This is a genomic window from Vibrio sp. YT-15 (assembly GCF_033337445.1).
Classification (GTDB): Bacteria; Pseudomonadota; Gammaproteobacteria; order Enterobacterales; family Vibrionaceae; genus Vibrio; species Vibrio alginolyticus.
In genome coordinates this window covers 170668-194218 of sequence record NZ_JAWOQR010000005.1, presented here as the reverse complement: position 1 = coordinate 194218, position 23551 = coordinate 170668, and the positions used below count along the sequence as shown (strand labels likewise).

The 23551-nt window shown below is 45.0% G+C and carries 21 protein-coding genes; 15 read left to right on the top strand and 6 right to left on the bottom strand.

Annotated features, from left to right (window positions below):
* Positions 1–2: 2 nt before the first annotated feature.
* Both R7D93_RS12025 and R7D93_RS12020 read right to left on the bottom strand, forming a co-directional pair.
* Positions 3–1016, bottom strand: coding sequence for a ubiquinone anaerobic biosynthesis protein UbiU (locus R7D93_RS12025; protein ID WP_005380110.1), 1014 nt, complete (start codon positions 1014–1016; stop codon positions 3–5).
* A 133-nt stretch (positions 1017–1149) separates the two neighbouring features.
* Complete coding sequence (locus tag R7D93_RS12020) at positions 1150–3189, bottom strand: bifunctional diguanylate cyclase/phosphodiesterase (RefSeq protein WP_005380112.1); 2040 nt, start codon at positions 3187–3189, stop codon at positions 1150–1152.
* 363 nt (positions 3190–3552) lie between these two features.
* Here R7D93_RS12020 and R7D93_RS12015 point away from each other — a divergent pair, with 363 nt between their 5' ends.
* Both R7D93_RS12015 and R7D93_RS12010 read left to right on the top strand, forming a co-directional pair.
* Positions 3553–4080: a ubiquinone anaerobic biosynthesis accessory factor UbiT gene (locus R7D93_RS12015; protein ID WP_005394645.1), complete on the top strand. Its 528-nt coding sequence runs from the start codon at positions 3553–3555 to the stop codon at positions 4078–4080.
* On the top strand, positions 4064–4567 hold the full coding sequence (locus tag R7D93_RS12010; protein ID WP_115386271.1) for a GNAT family N-acetyltransferase: 504 nt from the start codon (positions 4064–4066) through the stop codon (positions 4565–4567). The genes R7D93_RS12015 and R7D93_RS12010 overlap by 17 nt, the downstream gene beginning before the upstream one ends.
* A gap of 62 nt (positions 4568–4629) precedes the next feature.
* Here R7D93_RS12010 and R7D93_RS12005 read toward each other — a convergent pair whose 3' ends face one another.
* Complete coding sequence (locus R7D93_RS12005) at positions 4630–5076, bottom strand: hypothetical protein (RefSeq protein WP_031781040.1); 447 nt, start codon at positions 5074–5076, stop codon at positions 4630–4632.
* Between the two features lie 159 nt (positions 5077–5235).
* Here R7D93_RS12005 and R7D93_RS12000 point away from each other — a divergent pair, with 159 nt between their 5' ends.
* From R7D93_RS12000 to R7D93_RS11975, 6 genes are all read left to right on the top strand, one after another.
* Entirely contained in the window at positions 5236–5634 is a 399-nt protein-coding gene (locus tag R7D93_RS12000; RefSeq protein ID WP_005386429.1) for a DNA polymerase III subunit psi, read from the top strand.
* A gap of 12 nt (positions 5635–5646) precedes the next feature.
* A complete protein-coding gene (gene rimI / locus R7D93_RS11995) occupies positions 5647–6102 on the top strand; it encodes a ribosomal protein S18-alanine N-acetyltransferase (RefSeq protein WP_005386430.1) in 456 nt (151 codons plus the stop codon).
* Between the two features lie 285 nt (positions 6103–6387).
* Positions 6388–7977, top strand: coding sequence for a peptide chain release factor 3 (prfC, locus tag R7D93_RS11990; RefSeq protein WP_005380123.1), 1590 nt, complete (start codon positions 6388–6390; stop codon positions 7975–7977).
* 94 nt (positions 7978–8071) lie between these two features.
* The gene (locus R7D93_RS11985; protein ID WP_031781041.1) at positions 8072–8269 is read left to right on the top strand and encodes a DUF5363 family protein; all 198 of its coding nucleotides are present in this window, start codon (positions 8072–8074) and stop codon (positions 8267–8269) included.
* On the top strand, positions 8256–9029 hold the full coding sequence (locus R7D93_RS11980) for a TatD family hydrolase (protein ID WP_031781042.1): 774 nt from the start codon (positions 8256–8258) through the stop codon (positions 9027–9029). The genes R7D93_RS11985 and R7D93_RS11980 overlap by 14 nt, the downstream gene beginning before the upstream one ends.
* Before the next feature lie 204 nt (positions 9030–9233).
* Positions 9234–10517, top strand: coding sequence for a NupC/NupG family nucleoside CNT transporter (locus R7D93_RS11975; protein ID WP_005380131.1), 1284 nt, complete (start codon positions 9234–9236; stop codon positions 10515–10517).
* A gap of 358 nt (positions 10518–10875) precedes the next feature.
* Here the strand turns inward: R7D93_RS11975 and R7D93_RS11970 are convergent, their stop codons facing one another.
* On the bottom strand, positions 10876–11010 hold the full coding sequence (locus tag R7D93_RS11970; RefSeq protein ID WP_005391675.1) for a hypothetical protein: 135 nt from the start codon (positions 11008–11010) through the stop codon (positions 10876–10878).
* Between the two features lie 90 nt (positions 11011–11100).
* Between R7D93_RS11970 and deoC the strand changes: the two genes are divergently transcribed.
* The 4 genes from deoC to deoD all read left to right on the top strand — a co-directional run bounded on the left by deoC (position 11101) and on the right by deoD (position 15455).
* Complete coding sequence (gene deoC, locus R7D93_RS11965; RefSeq protein ID WP_005380133.1) at positions 11101–11877, top strand: deoxyribose-phosphate aldolase; 777 nt, start codon at positions 11101–11103, stop codon at positions 11875–11877.
* Between the two features lie 97 nt (positions 11878–11974).
* Positions 11975–13303: a thymidine phosphorylase gene (deoA, locus tag R7D93_RS11960; RefSeq protein WP_005380134.1), complete on the top strand. Its 1329-nt coding sequence runs from the start codon at positions 11975–11977 to the stop codon at positions 13301–13303.
* Positions 13304–13371: 68 nt separating this feature from the next.
* Complete coding sequence (locus R7D93_RS11955; protein ID WP_005386434.1) at positions 13372–14592, top strand: phosphopentomutase; 1221 nt, start codon at positions 13372–13374, stop codon at positions 14590–14592.
* Positions 14593–14735: 143 nt separating this feature from the next.
* Positions 14736–15455, top strand: coding sequence for a purine-nucleoside phosphorylase (deoD, locus tag R7D93_RS11950; protein ID WP_005380140.1), 720 nt, complete (start codon positions 14736–14738; stop codon positions 15453–15455).
* 95 nt (positions 15456–15550) lie between these two features.
* Here deoD and R7D93_RS11945 read toward each other — a convergent pair whose 3' ends face one another.
* A complete protein-coding gene (locus tag R7D93_RS11945; protein WP_005391677.1) occupies positions 15551–16156 on the bottom strand; it encodes a YtjB family periplasmic protein in 606 nt (201 codons plus the stop codon).
* Positions 16157–16247: 91 nt separating this feature from the next.
* On the opposite strand from R7D93_RS11945, the gene serB reads away from it, so the two are divergent.
* Positions 16248–17228, top strand: a complete 981-nt coding sequence (serB, locus tag R7D93_RS11940; RefSeq protein WP_005386439.1) for a phosphoserine phosphatase — start codon at positions 16248–16250, stop codon at positions 17226–17228.
* Positions 17229–17291: 63 nt separating this feature from the next.
* Here serB and R7D93_RS11935 read toward each other — a convergent pair whose 3' ends face one another.
* Positions 17292–19640 (bottom strand): PilZ domain-containing protein, encoded by a 2349-nt coding sequence (locus R7D93_RS11935; protein WP_062730463.1) that lies wholly within the window; start codon positions 19638–19640, stop codon positions 17292–17294.
* A 136-nt stretch (positions 19641–19776) separates the two neighbouring features.
* On the opposite strand from R7D93_RS11935, the gene radA reads away from it, so the two are divergent.
* Both radA and fusA read left to right on the top strand, forming a co-directional pair.
* A complete protein-coding gene (gene radA, locus R7D93_RS11930) occupies positions 19777–21156 on the top strand; it encodes a DNA repair protein RadA (protein ID WP_005386443.1) in 1380 nt (459 codons plus the stop codon).
* Between the two features lie 215 nt (positions 21157–21371).
* Entirely contained in the window at positions 21372–23462 is a 2091-nt protein-coding gene (gene fusA / locus R7D93_RS11925) for an elongation factor G (protein WP_005386444.1), read from the top strand.
* Positions 23463–23551 lie beyond the last annotated feature (89 nt).

Sequence of the window (23551 nt, the reverse complement as noted above, 5' to 3'; positions counted from 1 at the left end):
CTCTACTGCCATTTGCGGTGATAAGCACCAAGTGTGGTCTGCGTACCTTCAGACACGTTTGCCAATGCGGCATCCCAAGCCGCTTCGACTTGATAAGCTTCTGGGTTTGCTTGGTAACGGTCAATCGCGGCTCGCCATGTTCGAGTGACTTGTTCTACGTAAGCTGGGCTACGTTGGCGACCTTCAATTTTTACAGACGCCACATTTGCAGCAAATAGTTCTGGCAGCATAGAGAGGGTGTTCAAACTGGTTGGTTCTTCCAGTGCGTGGTAGCGTTTTTTCTCGCCTTCGATTTCTGCTTCGAAACGGCCTTTACACAAGGTAGGGTAGCCCGCATTTTCACCGGTGCTGTAGCGATCGATCAAAATGTCGTTAAGGCGGGATTCCAGACCATTTTCTGTTTCTTGCCAGCGAACGTACTTAGCTGGAGAGCATGCTCCCACAGTGTTTGGAGACTCGCCTGTCATGTATGACGATAGGTAGCAGCGACCTTCAGACATGATGCAAAGGCTACCAAAAGCAAAGACTTCTAACTCGACATCGCTAGTGATGTTGCGTGAGAGCTGTTTGACCTGATGAATCGATAAAACGCGGGGTAGCACTACCCGTTTTACGTTGAAGTTTTGTTTGTAAAAATCAATGGCTGCGACGTTGGTCGCTGATGCTTGCACTGAAAGGTGTAGTTCTAGATCGGGATATTTGCGAGCCGCGTACTCCAGCACTGCAATGTCTGCAACAATCAGCGCGTCTACACCCAGTGCCGCTGCATTGTCTACTGCGTTCGTCCAGCGCTCGAAGCCATTGGGATGAGCGAAGGTATTCAACGCGACATGAATTTTTTTATTGCGGTCATGAACGTATTGCACCGCTTTTTCTAACTTTTTGCCGTTAAAGTTGAGGCCAGCAAAGTGACGGGCGTTGGTATCATCTTTGAAACCAATGTAGACGGCATCGGCACCGCAATCAATCGCAGTTTTTAACGCAGGCAGGTTACCCGCGGGACACAAGAGTTCCATATGCTCACAATCATTGAGAATAAAAAGGTGTCCGCATTTTATGAAGAATTATGAATAGCGAAATTGACCTAAGTTAGGTTTAGCTCAATAAAGTCGATATTTACCCCTTGCGAGTAAGGGTATCGGGTCGGGGTTAGTTCTTGTGACGACGATTCTGTACAAACAGCTCTTCAATTTCATGTTTTGGCTGCGGGCGATAAAAATGGAATCCTTGAATCGCATTACATTGAAGGTTAGAGAGCAAAGTAGCTTGCTGGTGGGTTTCCACCCCCTCGGCAACGACAGTTAAGTCGAGCGACTTACCCAGATTAATGATGTTTTCAATCACAGTGACTTGTTTCGGTAGTGTGTCGATATCATTAATAAAAGCGCGGTCGATTTTTAGCTCGTCAATAGGGAAACGCGCTAAGTAGGAAAGAGAAGAGTAGCCGGTACCAAAGTCATCGATAGAGAGAGCGAAGCCAAGCTTTTTAATCGCATTCAACATTTGCAGTGTATGTTCGCTATCACTCATCACGGCACTTTCGGTTAGCTCGAAGGTAATGCAGCTTGGATCAAGCTCGGTAGTGCGAAGCAACTTTTCCATAAAGTCGATCAGCTGTGGGTTGCCAAATTGCTCGGGAGAGAGGTTAATGGCGACACGGCCTGGCAGTATGCCCTGTTGTTTCCAACGTTTTACCGTATTGAAAACATCACGCATCACGACACGTCCAAGGTGTTCGATTAACCCAGCGCGCTCGGCGACAGGAATGAATGAGCCAGGACTAATGTACCCTTCAACTGGATGCTTCCAACGAACGAGCGCTTCTGCGCCGTTGATACTGAAGTCTCGCGCGTTAACCTTAGGTTGATACCACACTTCCAAACCGTTCTGCTGCAATGCTTTTTGCAGTTCGATTTCAAGCCACAAACGCATACGCGCTTCTTTGTTCATTTGATCGTTAAATTTGATCAGACGATTTCTACCACGATCTTTGGCTTCATACATCGCAGTATCGGCATTTTGTAGTAGGATTCGCGCATCTTGTCCGTCTTCAGGGTATCGAACGCTACCAATTGAACAGGCAAGGCGTTTGCTGAAGTGGTGCAAGTCGAAAGGTTGGTTGATCAACGAGATAATGCGATCGGACAAAATTTCAGCCATGCGGGTATTTTCTGGCTCCGGCAGAATGACGCCAAACTCATCGCCACCCAAATGACCAATAATCGCTTGGTTTGGTAGTAACCGTTTAAGACGGGCCGACACCTCTTGAATCACTTTATCGCCAATATGGTGACCAAGTGAGTCATTAATGTTTTTGAAGTTATCGATATCCAAATAGAACACCAGAAGCGGTGTTTGCTTTTTGATCAGCTGTTCCAAACGTTTGGTGAAGCCAAAGCGGTTGTAGAGTTTGGTGAGCGAGTCAATGTGTATGTCTTCATTCGATGCAGAAGACAGGTTTTTGGGCGCATCATCAGCATCTTGGATTAGGATAATTTGAGATTCGCTACCTAATATCGCCGTGGAATCCGCGTGTAGCTGAACTTTCCGTTCAAAGCCGCATCTTGCGCTGGTTAAGCAGACAAAAGGTTTGTCAGAAATTAATGTACTCAATCGATGACTAAATACCTTTTTACTGTTTTCATCGATGAATAAACGACTTAGCTCTTCGCCCAACAATTCATGAGGAGAGTTAAGTCCGAGAAGGCGCGCTGATGCGGGGTTCGCAGAGATGACAATATCATCTTCGATAAGCAGTAAGCCGTCTGGTAGCAGTTGTGTTAACTTCGCAAACTTACTTTCGGACTCTTCTAAGGAGCGAACGAGTATCTGCTTTTCTGAAGTATCGACAGCGTGAAAAACAACAAAGCGAATGTCGTTACCTTCAAAAACTGGCGAAAGACTAAAGTGAAGACTGGTTTCAAGGTCGGTTTCATCGAGCGTGATTTCGGCTTCGACATGTGCCCCTTTGAACGCGCGCTGATAGTATGGTGCAAGCTTCTTATAAAACTGCTCACCCAGCACTTGGCAATCGTTTAAGCCGACGATTTCCTCATGACTTAAACCTGCGATATCGCAGTAACGGTCACTTACCATTCGATAATTGTGTTTTTTATCAAGAATGGCAAAGAAGAAAGGGCTATTTGAGGTTAGCGTGGCAAACCAATGTTTTAATTGCTGGGAAGGCATTAGGGTATTACCGATCTCCAATGAGCCAGATTATTCGTCCGTGTATAAAAAGCGACACCCTGATAAGCCTGCGGCGGTCTACCACCAAGCTAAAGTGTTACTTGCCATTAAAGGGCTCGCGGTTTTAGCTGTGCAGTCGACAATCACATGGATACGCTCAGATAACTATAACTTTGAAAATACGGTTGTAAAAGTGTTTATCCACCTGTTCGCATCAATAATACACGTAAGTTCAAAAAAAGAAGCGTTAGTGAGCAATAAACCACCAATCTAAAATAAGCACTTTATTGATACATAACAGTAATCTCATCGCCACGATTGCTTAATATAAGCAACCTAATGACAAAGTAACGGATAATGAACGTGTTAAACAAGATTCGCAGTCAACTAGTAAAGAACGCAGCTAATATTTTGCGTTCTCCAGTCCAGTTATTACCACAGCCAATTCAGCAAAAAGCGTTGCTGGAAGGGCTAAAAATGGTGTTTAAAGAAGCCTTGGAAGATGGTGACTTTGAGTTCCTTGAAGACAAGTGGTTAAAAGTTGCGATTAAAGACTTGAACTTAGCATGGTACATCAGCTATCAAGACGAAAAATTGGTGGTAGCTGAAAAACCAGTTCAGGAAGATGTGAGTTTTAGTGGTAATCTAAACGACCTAGTACTGATTGCTGGTCGTAAAGAAGACCCTGACACACTGTTCTTCCAACGTCGCCTTTCAATTGAAGGTGATACTGAGCTTGGCTTAGAAGTGAAAAACTTAATGGACAGTGTCGACTTAGAGCAGTTACCGAAAGCAATGCAAGTCGCTTTGAATCAATTGGCTGATTTTGTTCAGAAAGGAGTTCAAGCGCCTGCACAACCAACCGGAGTAGCGAATGCTTATTCGAACTGAAGCCCCAGCGGACATTCTTACCATTGACCGCTTATTGAAACACGCCTTCCCGACGGAAGCTGAAGCTGAGCTTGTGATGCGTTTGCGCGAAAACAGCAAATTCACGCTTTCCTTAGTCGCGTGTACAGATGAGGGAGAGGTGATAGGCCATGCTTTATTTAGCCCTGTGACCTTAAATGGTGAAGATTTGTCATGGCAAGGGCTAGCGCCATTAGCTGTTCATGAAGATTACCGTCGCCAAGGCATCGCTGCAGAGTTGATCAAAGAAGGTTTTGATTCACTGCGTGATTTTGGCTACCCAGTGTGTGTGGTGTTGGGCGATCCTGATTATTACGCGCGCCAGGGTTTTCAATCATGCGACGAGATGGGCTTTGAATGTGCTTGGGATGTCCCTAAAGGTGCATTTCGAGTCGCAGAGTTGGTCGAAGGTCAATGTGCTGGACGCTCCGGATGCATAGACTATGCGCCAGAGTTCTCTGAACTGTAAATGAAAGAAGCCCACGACTAAGTGGGCTTCTTTCTTATTCACTGAAAACTGAGATAGGGAGGTTAGGATGACTGGTTACTTTTCTTTTTGCCCCAGACCTCTATTTTCGCTTTTTTACTTACCCCTAGCAGGCTGAGTTTTGTGCTTCCCCAGCTACTGTAAGTCATTTCAATCTGTTTTAGCTTGGCTTCTTTTGTACCTGGAAGGCTCCAGGCACGAGTCGACAATCCGCTTGTTAGTACGCCCATAGAGGAAAGCTTTTTCTCACTACCATCTGTCATGACGACTTTTAAACCATTAATGTCTACCGTTCCTTGCACACATTTTAGTTTTATTTTACTGAAGCTTCGGTTTCGGAATAGGCTATTTGGTGTCACGGTATCTGTTTCTGTATGAAAGTTAACGGTTTTCGTTGCAATCAGCTCCCACTCATCGCTGTTATTAGCAAAAACACTCATGCTGGTGGCGGCTACCAGTGTGCAAAGTAGTAGCGTATTTAAGAATTTCATAATGTACCTCATATGTCATACCCAATGTGTGGCTGTTGGCAAAACGCTATGTTCAGGAATATCCAAATCATCTCATTGTGTTCAGGTGTTCCTTGAAGTCCTTTAGGTATAATCGCGATAATTTGATAGGATTGCCCTCGTTCAAATAGGTGACGGAAAATGTCAATTAACGAGAAACAGTATTTACGTGAAATGGGGATCAGCACATGGGAGCTGGTGCACCCTGAAAGACTGGAAGGCTATCAATCGCCATTATTGGATTTGCAAAGTTCATGTAAACTCCTATTGGTATCGCCAATATGTCCAGAAAACGAGACGGCATTGATGTTTGAGCGCGTATTAAAAAGCATTAAGCTCACGCTTGATGATGCGCTACACCTAGAGCCTGAGCGCTTATCCATGCTGGGTGAACATCAGCTAGAGTGGGTGTGGTTTGCAGGCTGTGAGGCTGATCAAAGCATCAAGGCAAAGCACCTGACCTCGCCACTATTACAAGATATTGATGGTAATAACGAACAGCGCCGCGCATTGTGGCAACAAATCTGTTCGTACTCTTAACGGAGCTAATGCGTGACAATTGAAATTACGCCGATGCGTGCAGAGCACCTCGACCAAGTTTGGCAAATCGAGCAGCAAGCACATTCTCACCCTTGGGCCGAATCTTTGGTTCGTGACTTATCCAGTCGCGGTGCTTGCCATCATGTGATGCTGGAAGGCTCTCAAGTGGTTGGTTACTTCTATGGACAGAATATTGTTGGAGAAGTGACACTATTAAATATTGCAGTAGCGCCTTCTCAACAGGGCAGAGGGCTAGGGCAAAAATTGCTGGACGCGTTTATTGAACACTGTGAACAAGCCAAAGCAGAGAGTGCTTGGTTAGAAGTGCGTGAAAGTAATCACCCAGCTATCCATATTTATGAGCAAGCAGGTTTTAATGAAGTGGACCGTCGTTACAACTATTACCCAGCTAAATCGGGAAATGGTAAGGAAGACGCCATTATCATGAGTTACTTATTTTTGAGTTAGTTTTAGGCCGTTACTAATTACCTCATCAACACTTATGCTTTAAATGCGTATCCGGATTCGAGGCTTTTGAATATGTAATAATAATTTTTTGAATTTTTACATCTCTTTGTGTGGAGCTGGCTTTCCCTTGTTAGTTGCAGGTAAAGGCTGGTGAGCCGAGTAAATTCAGTTCATGTCTTTCCAGTTTGCTAGCACAGCGATAATAAGCGAGAATACCGCACAATATCGAATAGTAGATATGCTTGCCTATTTTGTGAGCATGAAAGTAATTTAGAAGATTAACTAATGTCAAATCCCCTTTTTTTAGGCGAAGTGTCTAAGCGCAGAACGTTCGCTATTATTTCTCACCCGGATGCGGGTAAAACCACCATTACTGAAAAAGTCCTTTTATTCGGAAACGCGATCCAAAAAGCAGGTACGGTTAAAGGTCGTGGTAACGCACAGCACGCAAAATCAGACTGGATGGAAATGGAAAAAGAACGTGGTATCTCGGTAACCACTTCTGTAATGCAGTTCCCTTACAATGACTGTCTGGTAAACCTACTTGATACGCCTGGACACGAAGACTTCTCGGAAGATACATACCGTACGTTAACGGCAGTAGACTCGTGTTTGATGGTTATCGATGCGGCGAAAGGTGTCGAGGATCGTACACGTAAGCTGATGGAAGTAACGCGTCTGCGTGACACGCCAATCGTAACCTTCATGAACAAACTTGACCGTGACGTTCGTGATCCAATGGAAGTATTGGACGAGGTAGAAAACGAGTTGGGCATGATGTGTGCGCCAATTACATGGCCAATCGGCTGTGGTAAAGAATTTAAAGGTGTGTACCACATTCACCGTGATGAAACGATTTTATACGAATCAGGTCACGGTCATGAGATTCAAGAAGTTCGAATCATCAAAGGTCTCGATAACCCAGAGCTTGATGAAAAAGTTGGTGCAGGCCTTGCGGAAAGTGTTCGAGAAGAGCTTGAGCTTGTTATGGGTGCTTGCCCTGAGTTTGATTTGGAAATGTTCCTAACAGGTGATCTGACGCCAGTTTACTTCGGTACTGCATTAGGTAACTTTGGTGTGGATCATATGCTAGACGGTCTAACTGAATGGGCTCCAGCGCCGAAAACTCGTCAAGCGGTTGAACGTGAAGTTGAAGCGACTGAAGAGAAGTTCTCTGGTTTCGTATTTAAGATCCAAGCGAACATGGACCCAAAACACCGCGACCGTATCGCATTCATGCGTATTGTATCTGGCACTTACACGCAAGGTATGAAGATGAACCACGTTCGTCTTGGCAAGCAAGTGAGTATCTCTGATGCAGTAACCTTTATGGCTGGTGACCGTGCACGTGCAGAACACGCTTACGCCGGTGACATCATTGGTCTACATAACCACGGCACTATTCAGATTGGTGATACCTTTACTCAAGGTGAATCACTGAAGTTCTCTGGTATTCCGAACTTCGCTCCGGAACTATTCCGTCGTATTCGCCTGAAAGATCCACTAAAGCAGAAGCAGCTTCTCAAAGGTTTGGTTCAGCTATCAGAAGAAGGTGCGGTACAGGTATTCCGTCCTCTACAGAACAACGATCTGATCGTTGGTGCCGTTGGTGTACTTCAGTTTGATGTTGTTGTGGCTCGTTTGAAGTCTGAGTATAACGTTGAAGCGATTTATGAAGGCATTAACGTTGCAACTGCGCGTTGGGTTGAGTGTGGTGATGCGAAGAAACTGGATGAGTTCCAACGCAAGAATCAAGCGAACTTAGCATTGGATGGTGGTGATAACCTAACGTATATCGCTCCAACAATGGTTAACTTAAACTTAGCGAAAGAGCGTTTCCCTGACGTTGATTTCCGTGCGACGCGCGAGCACTAATTTGCGCGGTTAGGGTAAGCCTTAACGCAAACTAGATTTTAAAACGCCCTTGGCTATAAACTTAGCCAAGGGCGTTTTTATATAAGGATAAGATATGAATTGGTTTAAACGTGGGCTAAAGCGTTACGACAACTGGTGTAAAGATATGGGGTTAACTCCCGATCAGAAACGCAGTTGTGTCCCATATCGAAAAGACCCTGCCCATCAAACTGAAGAGAAGAGTGAAGCCCAACCATCCTCTGATTTTCTGCCCGCAGATACAGATAAAAAGCGTCAAGATGAAGCTCTTTGATACGCACTGCCACTTTGATTTTGATGTGTTTCAAGATGACTTTGCGCATCAACTTGAGCTTGCTCAAACGCAAGGCGTCGCAAGAATTTTGATTCCTTCCGTCGGTCCGCAAAACTGGGCTCGTATTCAAACTTTGGCAGAGCAACATGCCAATTTGTATTATGCGCTCGGCTTTCATCCGTATTTTCTTGAAGATAACGTTGAGCAGCACCTTACAGAGCTAGAAGGCTATCTAAATCAAAAAGGGCCACAGTGCGTGGCAATAGGAGAGTGTGGTTTAGATTTTGCCATTGATGTTGATCCACAGTTGCAAGAAAAGATACTTGAAGTTCAATTTGAGCTGGCTAGACGCTTCGAACTCCCAGTTATTTTACATAGCCGAAAAGCGCACAATCGCCTCATTCAAATGGTGAAAGCGGCGAATCTTCCTAGAGGTGGTGTGCTACACGCTTTTTCTGGGAGTTATCAGCAAGCCATGGAGTGGGTCAAATTAGGTTTTTTTATCGGTGTAGGAGGAACGATTACCTACCCAAGAGCCAAGAAAACACGCGACGCAATTCAAAAATTACCACTCGAAAACCTAGTAATCGAAACAGACGCACCAGATATGCCTATACTTGGATATCAAGGGGAGTCAAATCACCCAGCCAAACTCATTCACGTCTTTAATGAGCTCGTAGAGTTGCATAACGGCCGAAAGCAATCGATTGCCTCTCAACTGTGGAAAAATAGCAATTTTGCTTTCTCGATATGTGAATAAAATCTAAAGATGTGGTTTGAAATCGAAAACGTTTTCCTGCTTATTGTGAATTAACTCACAAAGCTGGTTGAATCAATCATGAATCTTATAGGAAAGTGTGAGGCTGGCATTACTTTAATTGATTCTGCATGAGTATAATTGCCCCCGCTTTATAGCTCCATTTTGTAACACGCCAATAAATAACTTATAAGGAAGTCATAAACTATGAGCCTGTTTATGAGCCTAATCGGTATGGTAGTGCTTCTTGCGATTGCAGTGGCATTTTCTAACAACCGAAAAGCTATCAACTTTAGAACTGTGGGTGGCGCATTCGCTATCCAATTCGCATTAGGTGCATTTGTTCTGTATGTACCTTGGGGCCGTGATCTACTAAACGGTTTCTCTTCAGGTGTTTCTAACGTTATCAACTACGGTAACGATGGTTCATCATTCCTGTTCGGTGGTCTTGTTTCTGACAAGATGTTCGAAGTATTCGGCGGCGGCGGTTTCATCTTCGCATTCCGTGTTCTTCCTACACTGATCTTCTTCTCTGCACTGATTTCAGTTCTTTACTACATTGGCGTTATGCAATGGGTTATCAAGATTCTTGGTGGCGCACTACAAAAAGCGCTAGGCACTTCGCGTGCGGAATCAATGTCAGCTGCAGCTAACATCTTCGTAGGTCAAACTGAGGCACCTCTAGTTGTTCGTCCATTCGTTCCAAAAATGACTCAATCAGAGCTATTCGCGGTAATGTGTGGTGGTCTAGCTTCTGTTGCTGGTGGTGTACTAGCTGGTTACGCATCTATGGGTGTTCCACTAGAGTACCTAGTTGCGGCATCATTCATGGCAGCACCAGGTGGTCTACTGTTCGCTAAAATCCTTCACCCTGAGACTGACCAGCCTCACGAAAGTATCGAAGAAGCGATGGACGGCGGTGACGACAAACCAGTTAACGTAATCGACGCAGCTGCGGGCGGTGCGGCTTCTGGTCTACAACTTGCGCTTAACGTAGGTGCAATGCTAATCGCATTCGTTGGTCTAATCGCGCTAATCAACGGTATGCTAGGTGGCATCGGTGGTTGGTTCGGCATGCCAGAACTAACACTAGAGCTAATTCTAGGTTACGCGTTCTCTCCACTAGCATTCCTAATCGGTGTTCCATGGGCAGAAGCTGTAACAGCTGGTTCATTCATTGGTCAGAAAATCGTAGTGAACGAATTCGTTGCTTACTTGAACTTCACACCATACCTAGGTGAAAACGCTCAAGTAATCGCGGCAACTGGTGAAGTAATGTCTGAGAAGACAACAGCTATCATCTCATTCGCACTATGTGGTTTCGCGAACCTTTCTTCTATTGCGATTCTACTTGGTGGTCTAGGTAGCCTTGCACCAAACCGTCGTAGTGACATCGCTCGCATGGGTGTTAAAGCAGTTCTTGCAGGTACGTTGTCTAACCTTATGGCAGCGACAATTGCAGGCTTCTGCTTAAGCCTTGCAGCACTATAATTAGAATCGGTTCTTAATATATAGACGCCGTTTTACATCATGCCCTGTAGCAAGAGATTGCTGCGGGGCATTTTTCGTTTTTCGGGCTCCAAAATTTCATCGGGTGTTTGCCTTAGTCGAGGTATTACGCAGTCAATGGAATAGGGGCTAGGAAATTTTGAGATACAAACCGTTTGCGCTCCATTTGGTGCTACAGTTTTGCGGTGAAACTCTATAATGTATTAATCACAGGATAGTGGTTAAGCTTGATTCTTAATCACGTAATGAATATTACATAATCGATGGGCAAATGAATTGCCCTGCAATATCAGATCTAATAGGCGTTTTGCTTTGTGATGTGATATTAAAGACACCGCAATCATAGATTGTTGTGCCATAGGCCAAACTGGTACTGTGCGGTGACAAGGATAGCAATTGGCATATGATAAATTTTCGCTGTATATGCCGAGTCTTCAGGGAACCAAGTCCGTTCATTAATAGACTGTTTAGCCATTTACTCACATTGTCTCGACTTGTTGATTATAGTTAAAGACGTGATGTAAGGCTGAGTAGTGAATTTTTTGAATATTGATCGGAGATAGAAATGAGCGATTTAAAAGCAGCAGCGCTACGTGCACTTAAACTTATGGACCTAACTACGTTGAATGATGATGACACTGATGCAAAAGTGATCTCACTATGTCATGACGCGAAAACAGCAGTAGGCAACACAGCTGCAATTTGTATTTACCCTCGCTTTATTCCTATTGCTAAGAAGACACTTCGTGAGCAAGGTACGCCAGAGGTTCGTATTGCAACAGTAACGAACTTCCCACATGGTAACGACGACATTGAAATCGCAGTTGCTGAAACAAAAGCGGCGGTTGCTTACGGTGCAGACGAAGTTGACGTAGTTTTTCCTTACCGCGCGCTAATGGCGGGTGATGAGAAAGTAGGCTTCGAACTAGTTAAGCAATGTAAAGAAGCTTGTGGTGACATTCTTCTTAAAGTGATCATCGAAACAGGTGAACTAAAAGAAGAAGCACTAATCAAGAAAGCATCTCAAATCTGTATTGAAGCAGGTGCTGACTTCATTAAAACTTCAACTGGTAAAGTGCCAGTAAACGCAACACCAGAATACGCTCGCATGATGCTTGAAGTTATTCGCGACATGGGTGTTGCAGAAACTGTTGGTTTCAAACCAGCAGGTGGTGTGCGCACTGCTGAAGACGCAGCAGCATACCTAGCAATGGCTGACGAAATCCTAGGTGACAACTGGGTTGATGCTCGTCACTACCGTTTTGGTGCGTCTAGCCTGCTAACCAACCTACTAAATACATTAGAAGTATCGGACGACGTCGCTGATCCAACAGCGTACTAATTCCAATAATGCGTCTGAACGGTAGCACCTAAACGGGTGCTACCAAACCTCTTCTATCCTACTACAACCATGGCTCAAAAGAGCTTGGGAGGCACTAATGTATTTACCACAAGAAATCATTCGTAAAAAACGTGACGGCGAAGTCCTAACCGCCGACGAAATCAACTTCTTTATTCAAGGCGTAGCGAACAACACGGTATCTGAAGGTCAGATTGCGGCGTTTGCTATGACGATTTTCTTTAATGAAATGACCATGGATGAGCGCATCGCCTTAACGTGTGCAATGCGTGATTCGGGCATGGTTATCGACTGGAGCCACATGAACTTCGGTGGTCCAATTGTCGACAAACACTCAACCGGTGGTGTGGGTGACGTAACTTCTTTAATGCTTGGCCCAATGGTGGCAGCGTGTGGCGGTTTCGTACCTATGATCTCTGGCCGCGGTCTTGGTCATACAGGCGGTACGCTGGATAAACTTGAATCTATCCCTGGTTACAACATTACGCCGAGCAACGATGTTTTTGGTCAAGTAACCAAAGACGCTGGTGTGGCGATCATCGGTCAAACTGGTGACCTTGCTCCTGCGGATAAGCGTGTTTACGCGACTCGTGATATTACCGCAACGGTAGACAATATCTCCCTGATTACGGCGTCGATCCTTTCTAAGAAACTGGCGGCGGGTCTGGAATCGCTAGTGATGGACGTAAAAGTGGGTTCAGGTGCATTTATGCCAACTTACGAAGCGTCTGAAGAGCTAGCAAAATCAATCGTTGCGGTAGCAAACGGTGCTGGCACTAAGACTACGGCAATTCTTACGGACATGAACCAAGTATTGGCGTCTTCAGCGGGTAACGCAGTGGAAGTTCGTGAAGCGGTTCGTTTCTTAACGGGTGAATACCGTAACCCTCGTCTACTTGAAGTGACCATGGCTTCATGTGCTGAAATGTTAGTACTTGGCAAGCTTGCTGAGAACACAGAAGACGCACGCGCAAAACTGATGGAAGTGCTGGATAACGGCAAAGCGGCTGAGTGCTTCGGCAAGATGGTTGCCGGCTTAGGCGGCCCAGCAGACTTCGTAGAAAACTACGACAACTACTTAGAAAAAGCAGAAATCATCAAGCCAGTTTACGCAACAGAAACGGGCATTGTCTCTGCAATGGATACACGTGCTATCGGCATGGCTGTGGTTGCTATGGGTGGTGGTCGTCGAGTTGCTACTGATGAAATCGACTACGCAGTTGGTTTCGACGAGTTCATCCGCCTAGGTGAGGTCGCAGACAGTGATAAACCTCTTGCGGTCATCCACGCTCGCACTGAAGAGCAATGGGAAGAAGCGGCAAAAGCACTGCGCAGTGCAATCAAAGTAGGTGGTGAATACACACCAACTCCAGAGGTTTACCGCCAAATTCGTGCAGAAGATATCTAATAGAACAAGTAATTACACAAGGCCTACTCAACCATAATAAAAAGCCGAGTGGGCCTAAGGAACGAGCAATGAAAAGAGCATTTATTTTAGTACTAGACTCATTCGGTATCGGTGCAACTGCCGATGCTAAAGAATTTGGTGATGTAGGTTCAGACACACTAGGTCACATCGCTGACCAATGTGAAAAAGGCTTAGCAGATAACGACAATCGCCAAGGTGCACTTCGCCTTCCAAATCTATCGAAACTTGGTTTGGCAATGGCGCATAAAGAATCGACAGGTCGCTTCGCACCTGGACTAGACGCAGACGCTGAAATTATTGGTGCATACGGTCATGCAGCAGAGCTTTCTTCAGGTAAAGACACGCCGTCTGGTCACTGGGAAATCGCAGGTGTTCCTGTTCTGTTTGACTGGGGTTACTTCACTGACAAAGCAAACAGCTTCCCGAAAGAATTGACTGACCGCATTCTTGAGCGTGCAGGTCTTGACGGTTTCCTGGGTAACTGCCACGCATCTGGTACTCAAGTTCTTGACGATCTTGGTGAAGAGCACATGAAGACTGGCAAACCAATCTTCTACACTTCTGCTGACTCTGTATTCCAAATCGCATGTCACGAAGAGACTTTCGGTCTAGACCGTCTACTAGAGCTTTGCCAAATCGCACGTGAAGAGCTAGAAGATTACAACATTGGTCGTGTTATCGCGCGTCCATTTGTTGGTGCTGGTAAAGGTCAATTTGAGCGTACCGGTAACCGTCGTGACCTTTCTGTTGAGCCACCATCAGCAACGGTTCTACAGAAACTTGTTGAAGAGAAGCAAGGCAACGTGGTTTCTATTGGTAAGATTGCTGATATCTACGCAAACTGCGGTATCACTAAGAAAGTGAAAGCGACAGGTATCCCTGCATTGTTCGAAGCAACGCTAGAGCAAATCAAAGAAGCGGGCGACAACACGATCGTATTCACTAACTTTGTAGACTTCGACTCAGCTTACGGTCACCGTCGTGACGTAGCGGGTTACGCAGCGGCACTTGAGTACTTCGATGGTCGTATCAACGAAGTGCTAGAGATTATGGAAGAAGACGATGTGCTTATCCTAACGGCAGACCACGGCTGTGACCCAACATGGCCAGGCACTGACCATACTCGTGAGCACATCCCAGTATTGGTTTATGGTCAAAAAGTACCAGCTGGTTCTCTTGGCCGCCGCGAAACATTCGCAGATATCGGTCAAACATTGGCAAGTTACTTCGGTACTTCTCCAATGGATTACGGTAAGAACTTCCTATAATTAGTTAGGTTTTTGAAAACTAGGAGCTTGATTGCTCCTAGTTTTATGTTTGCAGTATGTAAATGCTGCTTGTCGGAAATGATAATACTCTGGCTTATATCGCCTTAAGCGCGGAGCGCTAGAGAAAGGTTAAGGAAAAGAAAATGGCAACTCCACATATCAATGCTGAAATGGGTGCATTTGCAGACGTCGTACTGATGCCTGGCGATCCACTACGTGCCAAATACATCGCAGAGACTTTCCTTGAAGATGTCGTTCAAGTGTGTGACGTTCGTAATATGTTTGGTTACACAGGCACATACAAAGGCCGTAAGATCTCGGTAATGGGCCACGGTATGGGTATCCCATCATGCTCGATTTACGCAACTGAACTAATCAAAGACTTCGGCGTGAAGAAAATCATCCGTGTTGGCAGCTGTGGCGCAGTGAATGAAGACATCAAAGTGCGTGATGTTGTGATCGGCATGGGTGCATGTACTGACTCTAAAGTGAACCGTATCCGCTTTAAAGGTCATGACTTCGCGGCAATCGCAGACTACAACATGGTTCGTGCGGCAGAAGACGCTGCAAAAGCTCGCGGTATTGACGTTAAAGTTGGTAACCTATTCTCAGCAGAGCTTTTCTACACGCCAGATCCAGAAATGTTCGATGTAATGGACAAGTACGGCATTGTTGGTGTTGAAATGGAAGCTGCTGGTATTTACGGTGTTGCGGCAGAATACGGTGCAAAAGCTCTGACAATCTGTACGGTTTCTGATCATATCAAGACTGGCGAACAGACTACATCTGACGAGCGTCAAACGACATTCAACGACATGATGCTAATCGCACTAGATTCAGTATTGCTTGGTGACGAAGAGTAAGCGACGAAGAGTCATTCTATTTTTCGCTCTCAAGAGCTAAAAAAACAGCCCGCACATTGCGGGCTGTTTTTATATGAGTTGTTAGCGCTACCTAGTTACTTGGTTAGCAGCAGGTTTGGCGCTTTTTTACGACGTATCGGTTGTCGACGTAAAATCAAGATGAACAACATGCCACAGACAAAGCTCATTAAGACCATCATGTACATATAACGATCGCTCTTGCGATAGTGGTGGTCAGAAATAGCCGTCACCCGGCCCGTCTCAAAAGTCACGCGAACAAAACCGATAAGCGCACCATCTGCAAAAACTGGTTCAACCAACTGCTGGCGACCAATGGAAGCTGTTGCCAAAGGCGTATCCAGGCCAAGAACTTCGCGTACCGATAATGCCTCTTCACTAGACGCTAAACGTACACCCTGTGCATCGTAGATTGTTGCATCAAACACTAAACGGTCTTGTGCTAGTTGGTTTGTTAGCTGAAGTAATCGTTCTTGATCTTTAGTTAAAATCATCTCACTGGCAGAAAGAGACGCCTGTGAAATCAAAACTTTGGTGAGTGTTTCAAGCTGTTGTGCTTGAATTTTCTCATTACCCTTACTGATCACAACACTGTTTTTTATTGTGATAAACAACATCACACACAGTAGGATTAGTGCCAGAATTCTTAGGGCATTCCTTACTGAGAACAAAGATTCACTCATGCTCTTTACTCATCCATTTAAAATAAAACAAAGACTTGCCTTTTTAGTTTGTTGAGGTAACGTTTTAGCAAAGTCATAAGGGATTATATACATGGACGCGTCAAAAAGCTTGCCTATCAGAAAACATACGACACTTTTAAAACGATTACCCGAGACTCGATTTGCCTCCCAATTAGATAAAGCAAAAGCAAACTGGATCGTATTTGCTGAGTACCTTTCGCCAAGTCACTTCGAAGACATTGATTTCTTCACCGGCTTTTACAACCCGATACTAGAAACGTGGAAAGTTGGCCAATATGAAGTAGCCCTGATGGCCGGAGAATTAACTCCTCAACATGAAACGATCTTACAAAGTCTCAACCTAGATTACGCCTCGCTTAATGAAGTGCCCGATCTATCAACCCAAGGGTTGATTGTATTTGATATGGATTCAACGGCGATCCAGATAGAGTGTATTGATGAAATCGCGAAACTGGCAGGAGTAGGGGATGAGGTCGCTGAAGTCACTGAACGTGCCATGCAAGGTGAGTTGGATTTTGAGCAAAGTTTACGTCAGCGAGTTGGTAAGCTCAAAGGTGCCGATGAATCAATTCTTGAACAAGTTCGTTCCCAGTTACCATTCATGCCGGACTTTGAAGCGCTAATTGCGACGTTGAAAGCCTTGGGCTGGAAAACAGCGATTGCTTCCGGTGGTTTTACTTACTTCTCTGATTACATCAAAGATAAAGTCGACCTAGATTTTGCTCGTTCCAATCAATTAGAAATTATTGACGGCAAACTCACGGGTAACGTACTTGGCGATGTGGTAACGGCGCAGATGAAGTCTGACATTCTAGTGGAATTGGCGGATGAATATGAAATTGAGCAGCACAACACGGTTGCTGTCGGTGATGGCGCTAATGATCTTGTGATGATGTCGGTGGCTGGATTAGGGATTGCGTATCACGCAAAACCAAAAGTGGAAGCTCAAGCGCAATCTGCGATTCGCTTTGCAGGGTTGGGCGGTGTGCTCTGTATTTTATCTGGCGCATTGGTGAAGCAGCAAAAGGTCAGCTGGAAAGCTAAACCTTAACCACCCATTCAAAAACACCGCCAGAAAGGCGGTGTTTTTTTTCAATTTGGTATGACTTTGAATTTACTCGGTTAACTCCAATCTAATTACAACCTCTTCAGTAATGTCTTCAAATTCACTGTAACCAACGAGCGCCGTCAACTCTTTTTCTAACTTGCTTGCTTGATGTACACCAAATTGGGTTAAGTCACTTAAATCTTGTTGCAGTAATGATGTCATCGGATCGAAAATTGGCGCAGTAGAAAGGCGAAGCACGTAAAAGTCACCCATCATTCGCGCTTTCTTTATAAATTGAATCCGCTCTTTTACGCTGTTGAACTCTTGATGAAGCTTTGACTCAATACCTGTAATTTTATTGCCTACTTTTGCGGCGCTTATGTAGATATCCTGATGTCTGGCTTGAGCACCTTCTACACGTTTTATTGGCTCTGCGATTAATGTGCTTGTCCGGCCTTTAAAGATAGGTTCAAGTGACAACAGTTGGTCATGCCCAAGACGGGCAAAAAGCTCAATGTGTTTAGGTAGCGGCAAGTTCACCCCGATAACGGGGGTTTTTATTGAAGATGACGTACTTTTACTGATAAAAATGGGCGTGCTCAGCGTACGCGAGAGCAACATGCAGTGCAGCCTTTCAAGTAGAGCATTACTTGGTAGCGTCTCTTTTTGCGGGATTAGCTTGTCTTGATTGTGCTCGATAATACTGTTGAAAAAAGCGATTACCTTCATGGTTTGGCTGCTTTCATCAATAACTAGCTGCACGCTACAACCATCTGGGCTTACACGAATTACTCGATATGGCACCGACATTAACGGCAATTTTTTATCGTAGAGTTGTAATTCTCGAAAGTTGATTCTTACCTCTTGCCCAGAACGTAACATCGTGGGCTCACTTAGCCTAATTCCGAGTCCTCGTTTGGAAAGGTCAACAGTACAGCCGCCTGTTTTAGTTTGTCCTGAGTACAACTCTAAAGGTGTTTTAAAACGATAACGAGGCTCTTTACGACGAGACTTTGCATCAAAATAAATGCCCTTTGGATTGCCGATAACTCTTCTCGGATGACGAAACGCGTTTAACGTATTAGCGGGTAAGCGCGGCTTTTCAGTTAGCAGGTAATCCTGCCCTGATTTTTCGTCAGCAATTTCTTGCAAAATACCAATATGAGTCAGTGATTGAGACGTTTCTGCCAACTCTGGAGAGAAAGCTGCTAGGTCTTCCTGCTCTTGCTCTGATAGTTCAAAGATTGAAATTCTAAAGGCGCGCCAACTCTCTCGTTTGCCACCTAAATGCCAAAATAGCTGGCGCTGTTCGCGAGTTGCTTCTGGGCGAAACATCGAATAGAAATAGGTTCGATTCTCGTGCTCGTGAGTAAATGAATAAAGGACATTGGTTGTTCCTTTAACACCAGGCTTAATGAGTGACGCGATGCGTTGCTCGTTGAATAAAGAACCAAACATTTGCTGGTTTCTCTCATCGTGCCAGTATTGCCAAAGCTTTTGATTGTTTGGCGTTAACATTGCTAATTTTAGGTCACTACCATCAAAGAATAGAGGCAAGCTGCTGGTGTGCTTTAGTGCGATATGTTCATAACCGCGAGTTCGAGCTCGAATAATCTTGTCTTGATTGTCGTGACGAGCCCTTTTAGCAGCACTGTTGAGCGCTTCATCTATCACTCGGGTGACGACATTGGTGTCAGTTAAGCGTATGGTTCTGAGGTATCGAACTGAATCATTTTCGTAACAGTCATCAACCGCGAGTATGCGGTATGCAAGCGGTTTCTCTATACCTGCAACGTTAGATTTGCTGGCAAATTCAGTAAACGTGACCTGAATAATTTCCCCAAGGTTATATTTAAATGCGCTAGGGACTTTGAACTTTGCGCCAGAGCTAGATAAATCAATGCTTAATCCATGAAGAAGCTGTCCTTTAGAACGGCAAATTTCAACTTGAGATTGGACTTTCAAGCGTTTTTCTTGGCGCTTTAAATCGTAGCCTAGGTGAACGGGTTCTGCTAAGAACGGGCTTTTAGGATCCGTTAACGATTGCGTTTTTTGCTGAGTAAGGCGCTTGCTCATTACGCGAAAGTTATTTCGCGTGTTGACCAATGCTTCCCACATTCCTTCCGTGTAGCAGCCAAACTTTTTGATGTTTTTATGGTAAGCGTTGAAAGCAACATCATCCAACCAATGTGGAATACCATCCAAAATATACTCGCGACATTCGCCTTGAACGCGACCTCGCAAATCAATGCTTTTTTTGCATGGAGCCATTAAGCGGTTAAGTTCCATTTTAACCAAAATTTTGGCCGAAGGCGGCTCTTCCTCGGTCAGTTGGCCAAGGACAAAGTCAAAGTCATTCGTACCGTAAACGGGAATGAGTCGTTCTGCGAGCGAGAGAATTTCAGATTGCTGCATTATTTCTGTTAGAGTATGTCGTTACTTTAAATTGTATCGGCTAAGCGAAGTAATACTTAAGTATATCAATAGTTCATTTCAGTTCAGGTCTGACTTGGCTGTGCTTAGTCACATTTGTAGAAAAAATTGAGGCATCATGGCGAAAGCAAAACGAGCGTATGTTTGTAATGATTGTGGCGCGGACTTTCCCCGTTGGCAGGGGCAGTGTAACGCATGTGGTGCATGGAATACGATAACAGAAGTACGTATCGCTGCATCGCCAACCGTTGCTCGCAATGAACGCTTAAGCGGCTACGCTGGTTCCGCAACAGAAGCTACGGTTCAAACGCTATCCGAAATTGATCTGCAAGAAGTACCTCGCTTCACCAGTGGGTTTAAAGAGCTTGACCGCGTGTTGGGTGGTGGTGTTGTGCCAGGTGCCGCAATTTTGATTGGTGGTAACCCTGGTGCAGGTAAATCAACCCTTCTGTTGCAAACCATGTGTAGTTTATCTGCGCAAATGCCAACGCTTTACGTAACCGGTGAAGAGTCGTTACAGCAGGTGGCAATGCGTGCTTCCCGATTGGGCTTGCCGAAAGATCATTTAAAAATGCTATCGGAAACGAACGTCGACAAAATTTGCCAAATCGCCGAAAAAGAGCAGCCTCGTATAATGGTAATAGACTCGATTCAGGTGATGCACGTTTCTGATGTTCAATCGTCGCCTGGCAGTGTTGCTCAGGTACGTGAATCTGCGACGGCTCTGACACGATACGCAAAACAGAATAATGTTGCGGTATTTATTGTTGGTCACGTAACAAAAGATGGTACCCTTGCGGGCCCCAAAGTTCTTGAACACATTATCGACTGTTCGGTACTACTCGATGGTGGAACGGATAGCCGATTCCGCACTTTGCGTAGTCATAAAAACCGTTTTGGTGCTGTGAATGAGCTTGGTGTCTTTGCTATGACAGGCCAAGGATTGAAGGAAGTGAGTAACCCATCAGCGATCTTCCTTTCTCGTGGTGAAGAAGAAACATCAGGCTCTTCAGTCATGGTGGTTTGGGAAGGCACGCGCCCTCTACTAGTAGAGATTCAAGCGCTGGTGGATTACTCGCAGTTAGCCAACCCTCGTCGTGTTGCGGTCGGCTTGGAGCAGAACCGCCTATCACTTTTGCTCGCTGTGTTGCATAAGCATGGTGGCTTACAAATGGCAGACCAAGATGTCTTTGTTAATGTGGTTGGCGGTGTTAAGGTGACGGAGACAAGCGCTGATCTTGCTTTAGTTATGGCGCTTTTATCGAGTTTTCGTGACCGTCCACTCCCTAAAGATGTGGTGATTTTTGGTGAGGTAGGGCTTGCGGGCGAAATCCGTCCAGTGCCAAGTGGGCAAGAGCGTTTGAATGAAGCGTTCAAACATGGTTTCAAGAAAGCCATCGTGCCAGCAGCCAACATGCCGAAAGGTGGCATCCCTGGCATGCAAATTCACGGCGTTAAGAAATTGTCGGAAGCGATAGAGGCTTTTGACGAGCTGTAATGCTCATAAGAATGGTATTTGTGCAATCACAAACTGTTCTATCCGTCCTCAATAAAATGCGAATAAAGTACATAAATTGCTGTGTTTGACTATGCTTTGGGGACGGAAATTTCACGTTAAAATTTTTTTTCTTCCATCCGCACGCAAGGGTATCAGTATTGACAGAATGTGATATACTCTGCGCGCACTTTATACCTTATTAACAGAGTAAGACAATGACTGATTTATCAAAATACAGAAACATTGGTATTTTTGCTCACGTAGACGCGGGTAAAACTACCTCTACAGAGCGTATCCTAAAGCTAACTGGTAAGATCCATAAGATCGGTGACACTCACGACGGTTCAACTACTACTGACTTCATGGAGCAGGAAGCTGAGCGTGGTATCACAATCCAGTCTGCAGCAACAACTTGTTTCTGGAACGATCACCGTCTAAACATCATCGATACTCCTGGACACGTTGACTTCACTATCGAAGTTTACCGTTCTCTAAAAGTACTTGACGGTGGTATCGGTGTATTCTGTGGTTCTGGTGGTGTTGAGCCTCAGTCAGAAACTAACTGGCGTTACGCTGACGAATCACACGTATCACGTCTGATCTTCGTTAACAAACTAGACCGTATGGGCGCAGATTTCTACAAAGTTGTAGATCAAGTACAGAACGTACTAGGTGCTACACCTCTAGTTATGACTCTACCTATCGGTATCGAAGAAGATTTCGTAGGTGTTGTAGACGTACTAAGCCAACAAGCTTACGTATGGGATGAGTCTGGCCAACCAGAGAACTACGAAGTTCAAGATATTCCAGCAGACATGGTAGAAAAAGCTGCTGAATACCGTGAAATGCTAATCGAAACTGCTCTAGAGCAAGACGAAGATCTAATGATGGCTTACCTAGAAGAAGGCGAAGAGCCATCTCTAGAAGACATCAAACGTTGTATCCGTAAAGGTACTCGTGATCTAGCATTCTTCCCAACTTACTGTGGTTCAGCGTACAAGAACAAAGGTATCCAACTTATTCTTGACGCGGTAATTGATTACCTACCATCTCCAACAGAAGTTGATCCACAGCCTCTAACTGATTCAGAGACTGGTGAGCCAACTGGTGAAGTTGCGACTGTATCTGCAGACGAGCCACTACGTGCTCTTGCATTTAAGATTATGGATGACCGCTTCGGTGCTCTAACCTTTATCCGCATCTACTCTGGTAAGATGAAGAAAGGTGACACAATCCTTAACTCTGCAACTGGTAAAACAGAGCGTATCGGCCGTATGGTTGAGATGCACGCGGACGAGCGTAACGAGATCGATTCAGCACAAGCTGGTGACATCATCGCTGTAGTTGGTATGAAGAACGTTCAAACTGGTCACACTCTATGTGATCCTAAGCACGAATGTACTCTTGAGCCAATGATCTTCCCAGATCCAGTAATCTCTATCGCAGTTAAGCCTAAAGATAAAGGCGGTTCTGAGAAGATGGGCATCGCGATCGGTAAAATGGTTGCAGAAGATCCATCATTCCAAGTTGAGACTGATGAAGATTCAGGCGAAACTATCCTGAAAGGTATGGGTGAACTTCACCTAGACATCAAGGTAGATATCCTTAAGCGTACTTACGGCGTTGAGCTAGAAGTTGGTGCTCCACAGGTTGCTTACCGTGAAACTATCACTCAAGCAATCGAAGATAGCTACACGCACAAGAAACAGTCTGGTGGTTCTGGTCAGTTCGGTAAGATCGACTACCGCATCAAACCAGGTGAGCCAAACTCTGGCTTCACGTTCAAATCAACAGTTGTTGGTGGTAACGTACCTAAAGAATTCTGGCCTGCAGTTGAGAAAGGCTTTGCGTCAATGATGGAGCACGGTGTTCTAGCTGGCTTCCCTACTCTAGACGTTGAAGTTGAACTATTCGACGGTGGTTTCCACGCAGTTGACTCTTCAGCTATCGCTTACGAAATCGCAGCGAAAGGTGCATTCCGTCAGTCTATGCCTAAAGCTGGCGCGCAACTTCTTGAGCCAATCATGAAAGTTGACGTGTTCACTCCAGAAGATCACGTTGGTGACGTAATCGGTGACCTTAACCGTCGTCGTGGTATGATCAAAGACCAACAAGCAGCGTCTACTGGCGTACGTATCAAGGGTGATGTACCTCTATCAGAAATGTTTGGTTACATCGGTACTCTACGTACTATGACTTCTGGTCGTGGTCAGTTCTCTATGGAGTTCTCACACTACGCACCATGTCCAACAAACGTTGCAGAGCAAGTAATTGCTGACGTTAAAGAGCGTAACGCTAAGAAGTAATTCTTAAGTTAACTCTATAACTTGAAAGCCCCGCTTAGTGCGGGGCTTTTTGTATTTAGCAGTCTTATACGCAGAGCGTGTTTGTTTTA

Bases quoted from the DNA above. Each gene is read 5' to 3' on its own strand.
- R7D93_RS12025 (WP_005380110.1), bottom strand. From the start codon at position 1,016: ATGGAACTCTTGTGTCCCGCGGGTAACCTGCCTGCGTTAAAAACTGCG.
- R7D93_RS12020 (WP_005380112.1), bottom strand. From the start codon at position 3,189: ATGCCTTCCCAGCAATTAAAACATTGGTTTGCCACGCTAACCTCAAAT.
- R7D93_RS12010 (WP_115386271.1), top strand. From the start codon at position 4,064: ATGCTTATTCGAACTGAAGCCCCAGCGGACATTCTTACCATTGACCGC.
- R7D93_RS12005 (WP_031781040.1), bottom strand. From the start codon at position 5,076: ATGAAATTCTTAAATACGCTACTACTTTGCACACTGGTAGCCGCCACC.
- R7D93_RS12000 (WP_005386429.1), top strand. From the start codon at position 5,236: ATGTCAATTAACGAGAAACAGTATTTACGTGAAATGGGGATCAGCACA.
- prfC (WP_005380123.1), top strand. From the start codon at position 6,388: ATGTCAAATCCCCTTTTTTTAGGCGAAGTGTCTAAGCGCAGAACGTTC.
- R7D93_RS11985 (WP_031781041.1), top strand. From the start codon at position 8,072: ATGAATTGGTTTAAACGTGGGCTAAAGCGTTACGACAACTGGTGTAAA.
- R7D93_RS11980 (WP_031781042.1), top strand. From the start codon at position 8,256: ATGAAGCTCTTTGATACGCACTGCCACTTTGATTTTGATGTGTTTCAA.
- R7D93_RS11975 (WP_005380131.1), top strand. From the start codon at position 9,234: ATGAGCCTGTTTATGAGCCTAATCGGTATGGTAGTGCTTCTTGCGATT.
- R7D93_RS11970 (WP_005391675.1), bottom strand. From the start codon at position 11,010: ATGGCTAAACAGTCTATTAATGAACGGACTTGGTTCCCTGAAGACTCG.
- deoC (WP_005380133.1), top strand. From the start codon at position 11,101: ATGAGCGATTTAAAAGCAGCAGCGCTACGTGCACTTAAACTTATGGAC.
- deoA (WP_005380134.1), top strand. From the start codon at position 11,975: ATGTATTTACCACAAGAAATCATTCGTAAAAAACGTGACGGCGAAGTC.
- R7D93_RS11955 (WP_005386434.1), top strand. From the start codon at position 13,372: ATGAAAAGAGCATTTATTTTAGTACTAGACTCATTCGGTATCGGTGCA.
- deoD (WP_005380140.1), top strand. From the start codon at position 14,736: ATGGCAACTCCACATATCAATGCTGAAATGGGTGCATTTGCAGACGTC.
- R7D93_RS11945 (WP_005391677.1), bottom strand. From the start codon at position 16,156: ATGAGTGAATCTTTGTTCTCAGTAAGGAATGCCCTAAGAATTCTGGCA.
- serB (WP_005386439.1), top strand. From the start codon at position 16,248: ATGGACGCGTCAAAAAGCTTGCCTATCAGAAAACATACGACACTTTTA.
- R7D93_RS11935 (WP_062730463.1), bottom strand. From the start codon at position 19,640: ATGCAGCAATCTGAAATTCTCTCGCTCGCAGAACGACTCATTCCCGTT.
- radA (WP_005386443.1), top strand. From the start codon at position 19,777: ATGGCGAAAGCAAAACGAGCGTATGTTTGTAATGATTGTGGCGCGGAC.
- fusA (WP_005386444.1), top strand. From the start codon at position 21,372: ATGACTGATTTATCAAAATACAGAAACATTGGTATTTTTGCTCACGTA.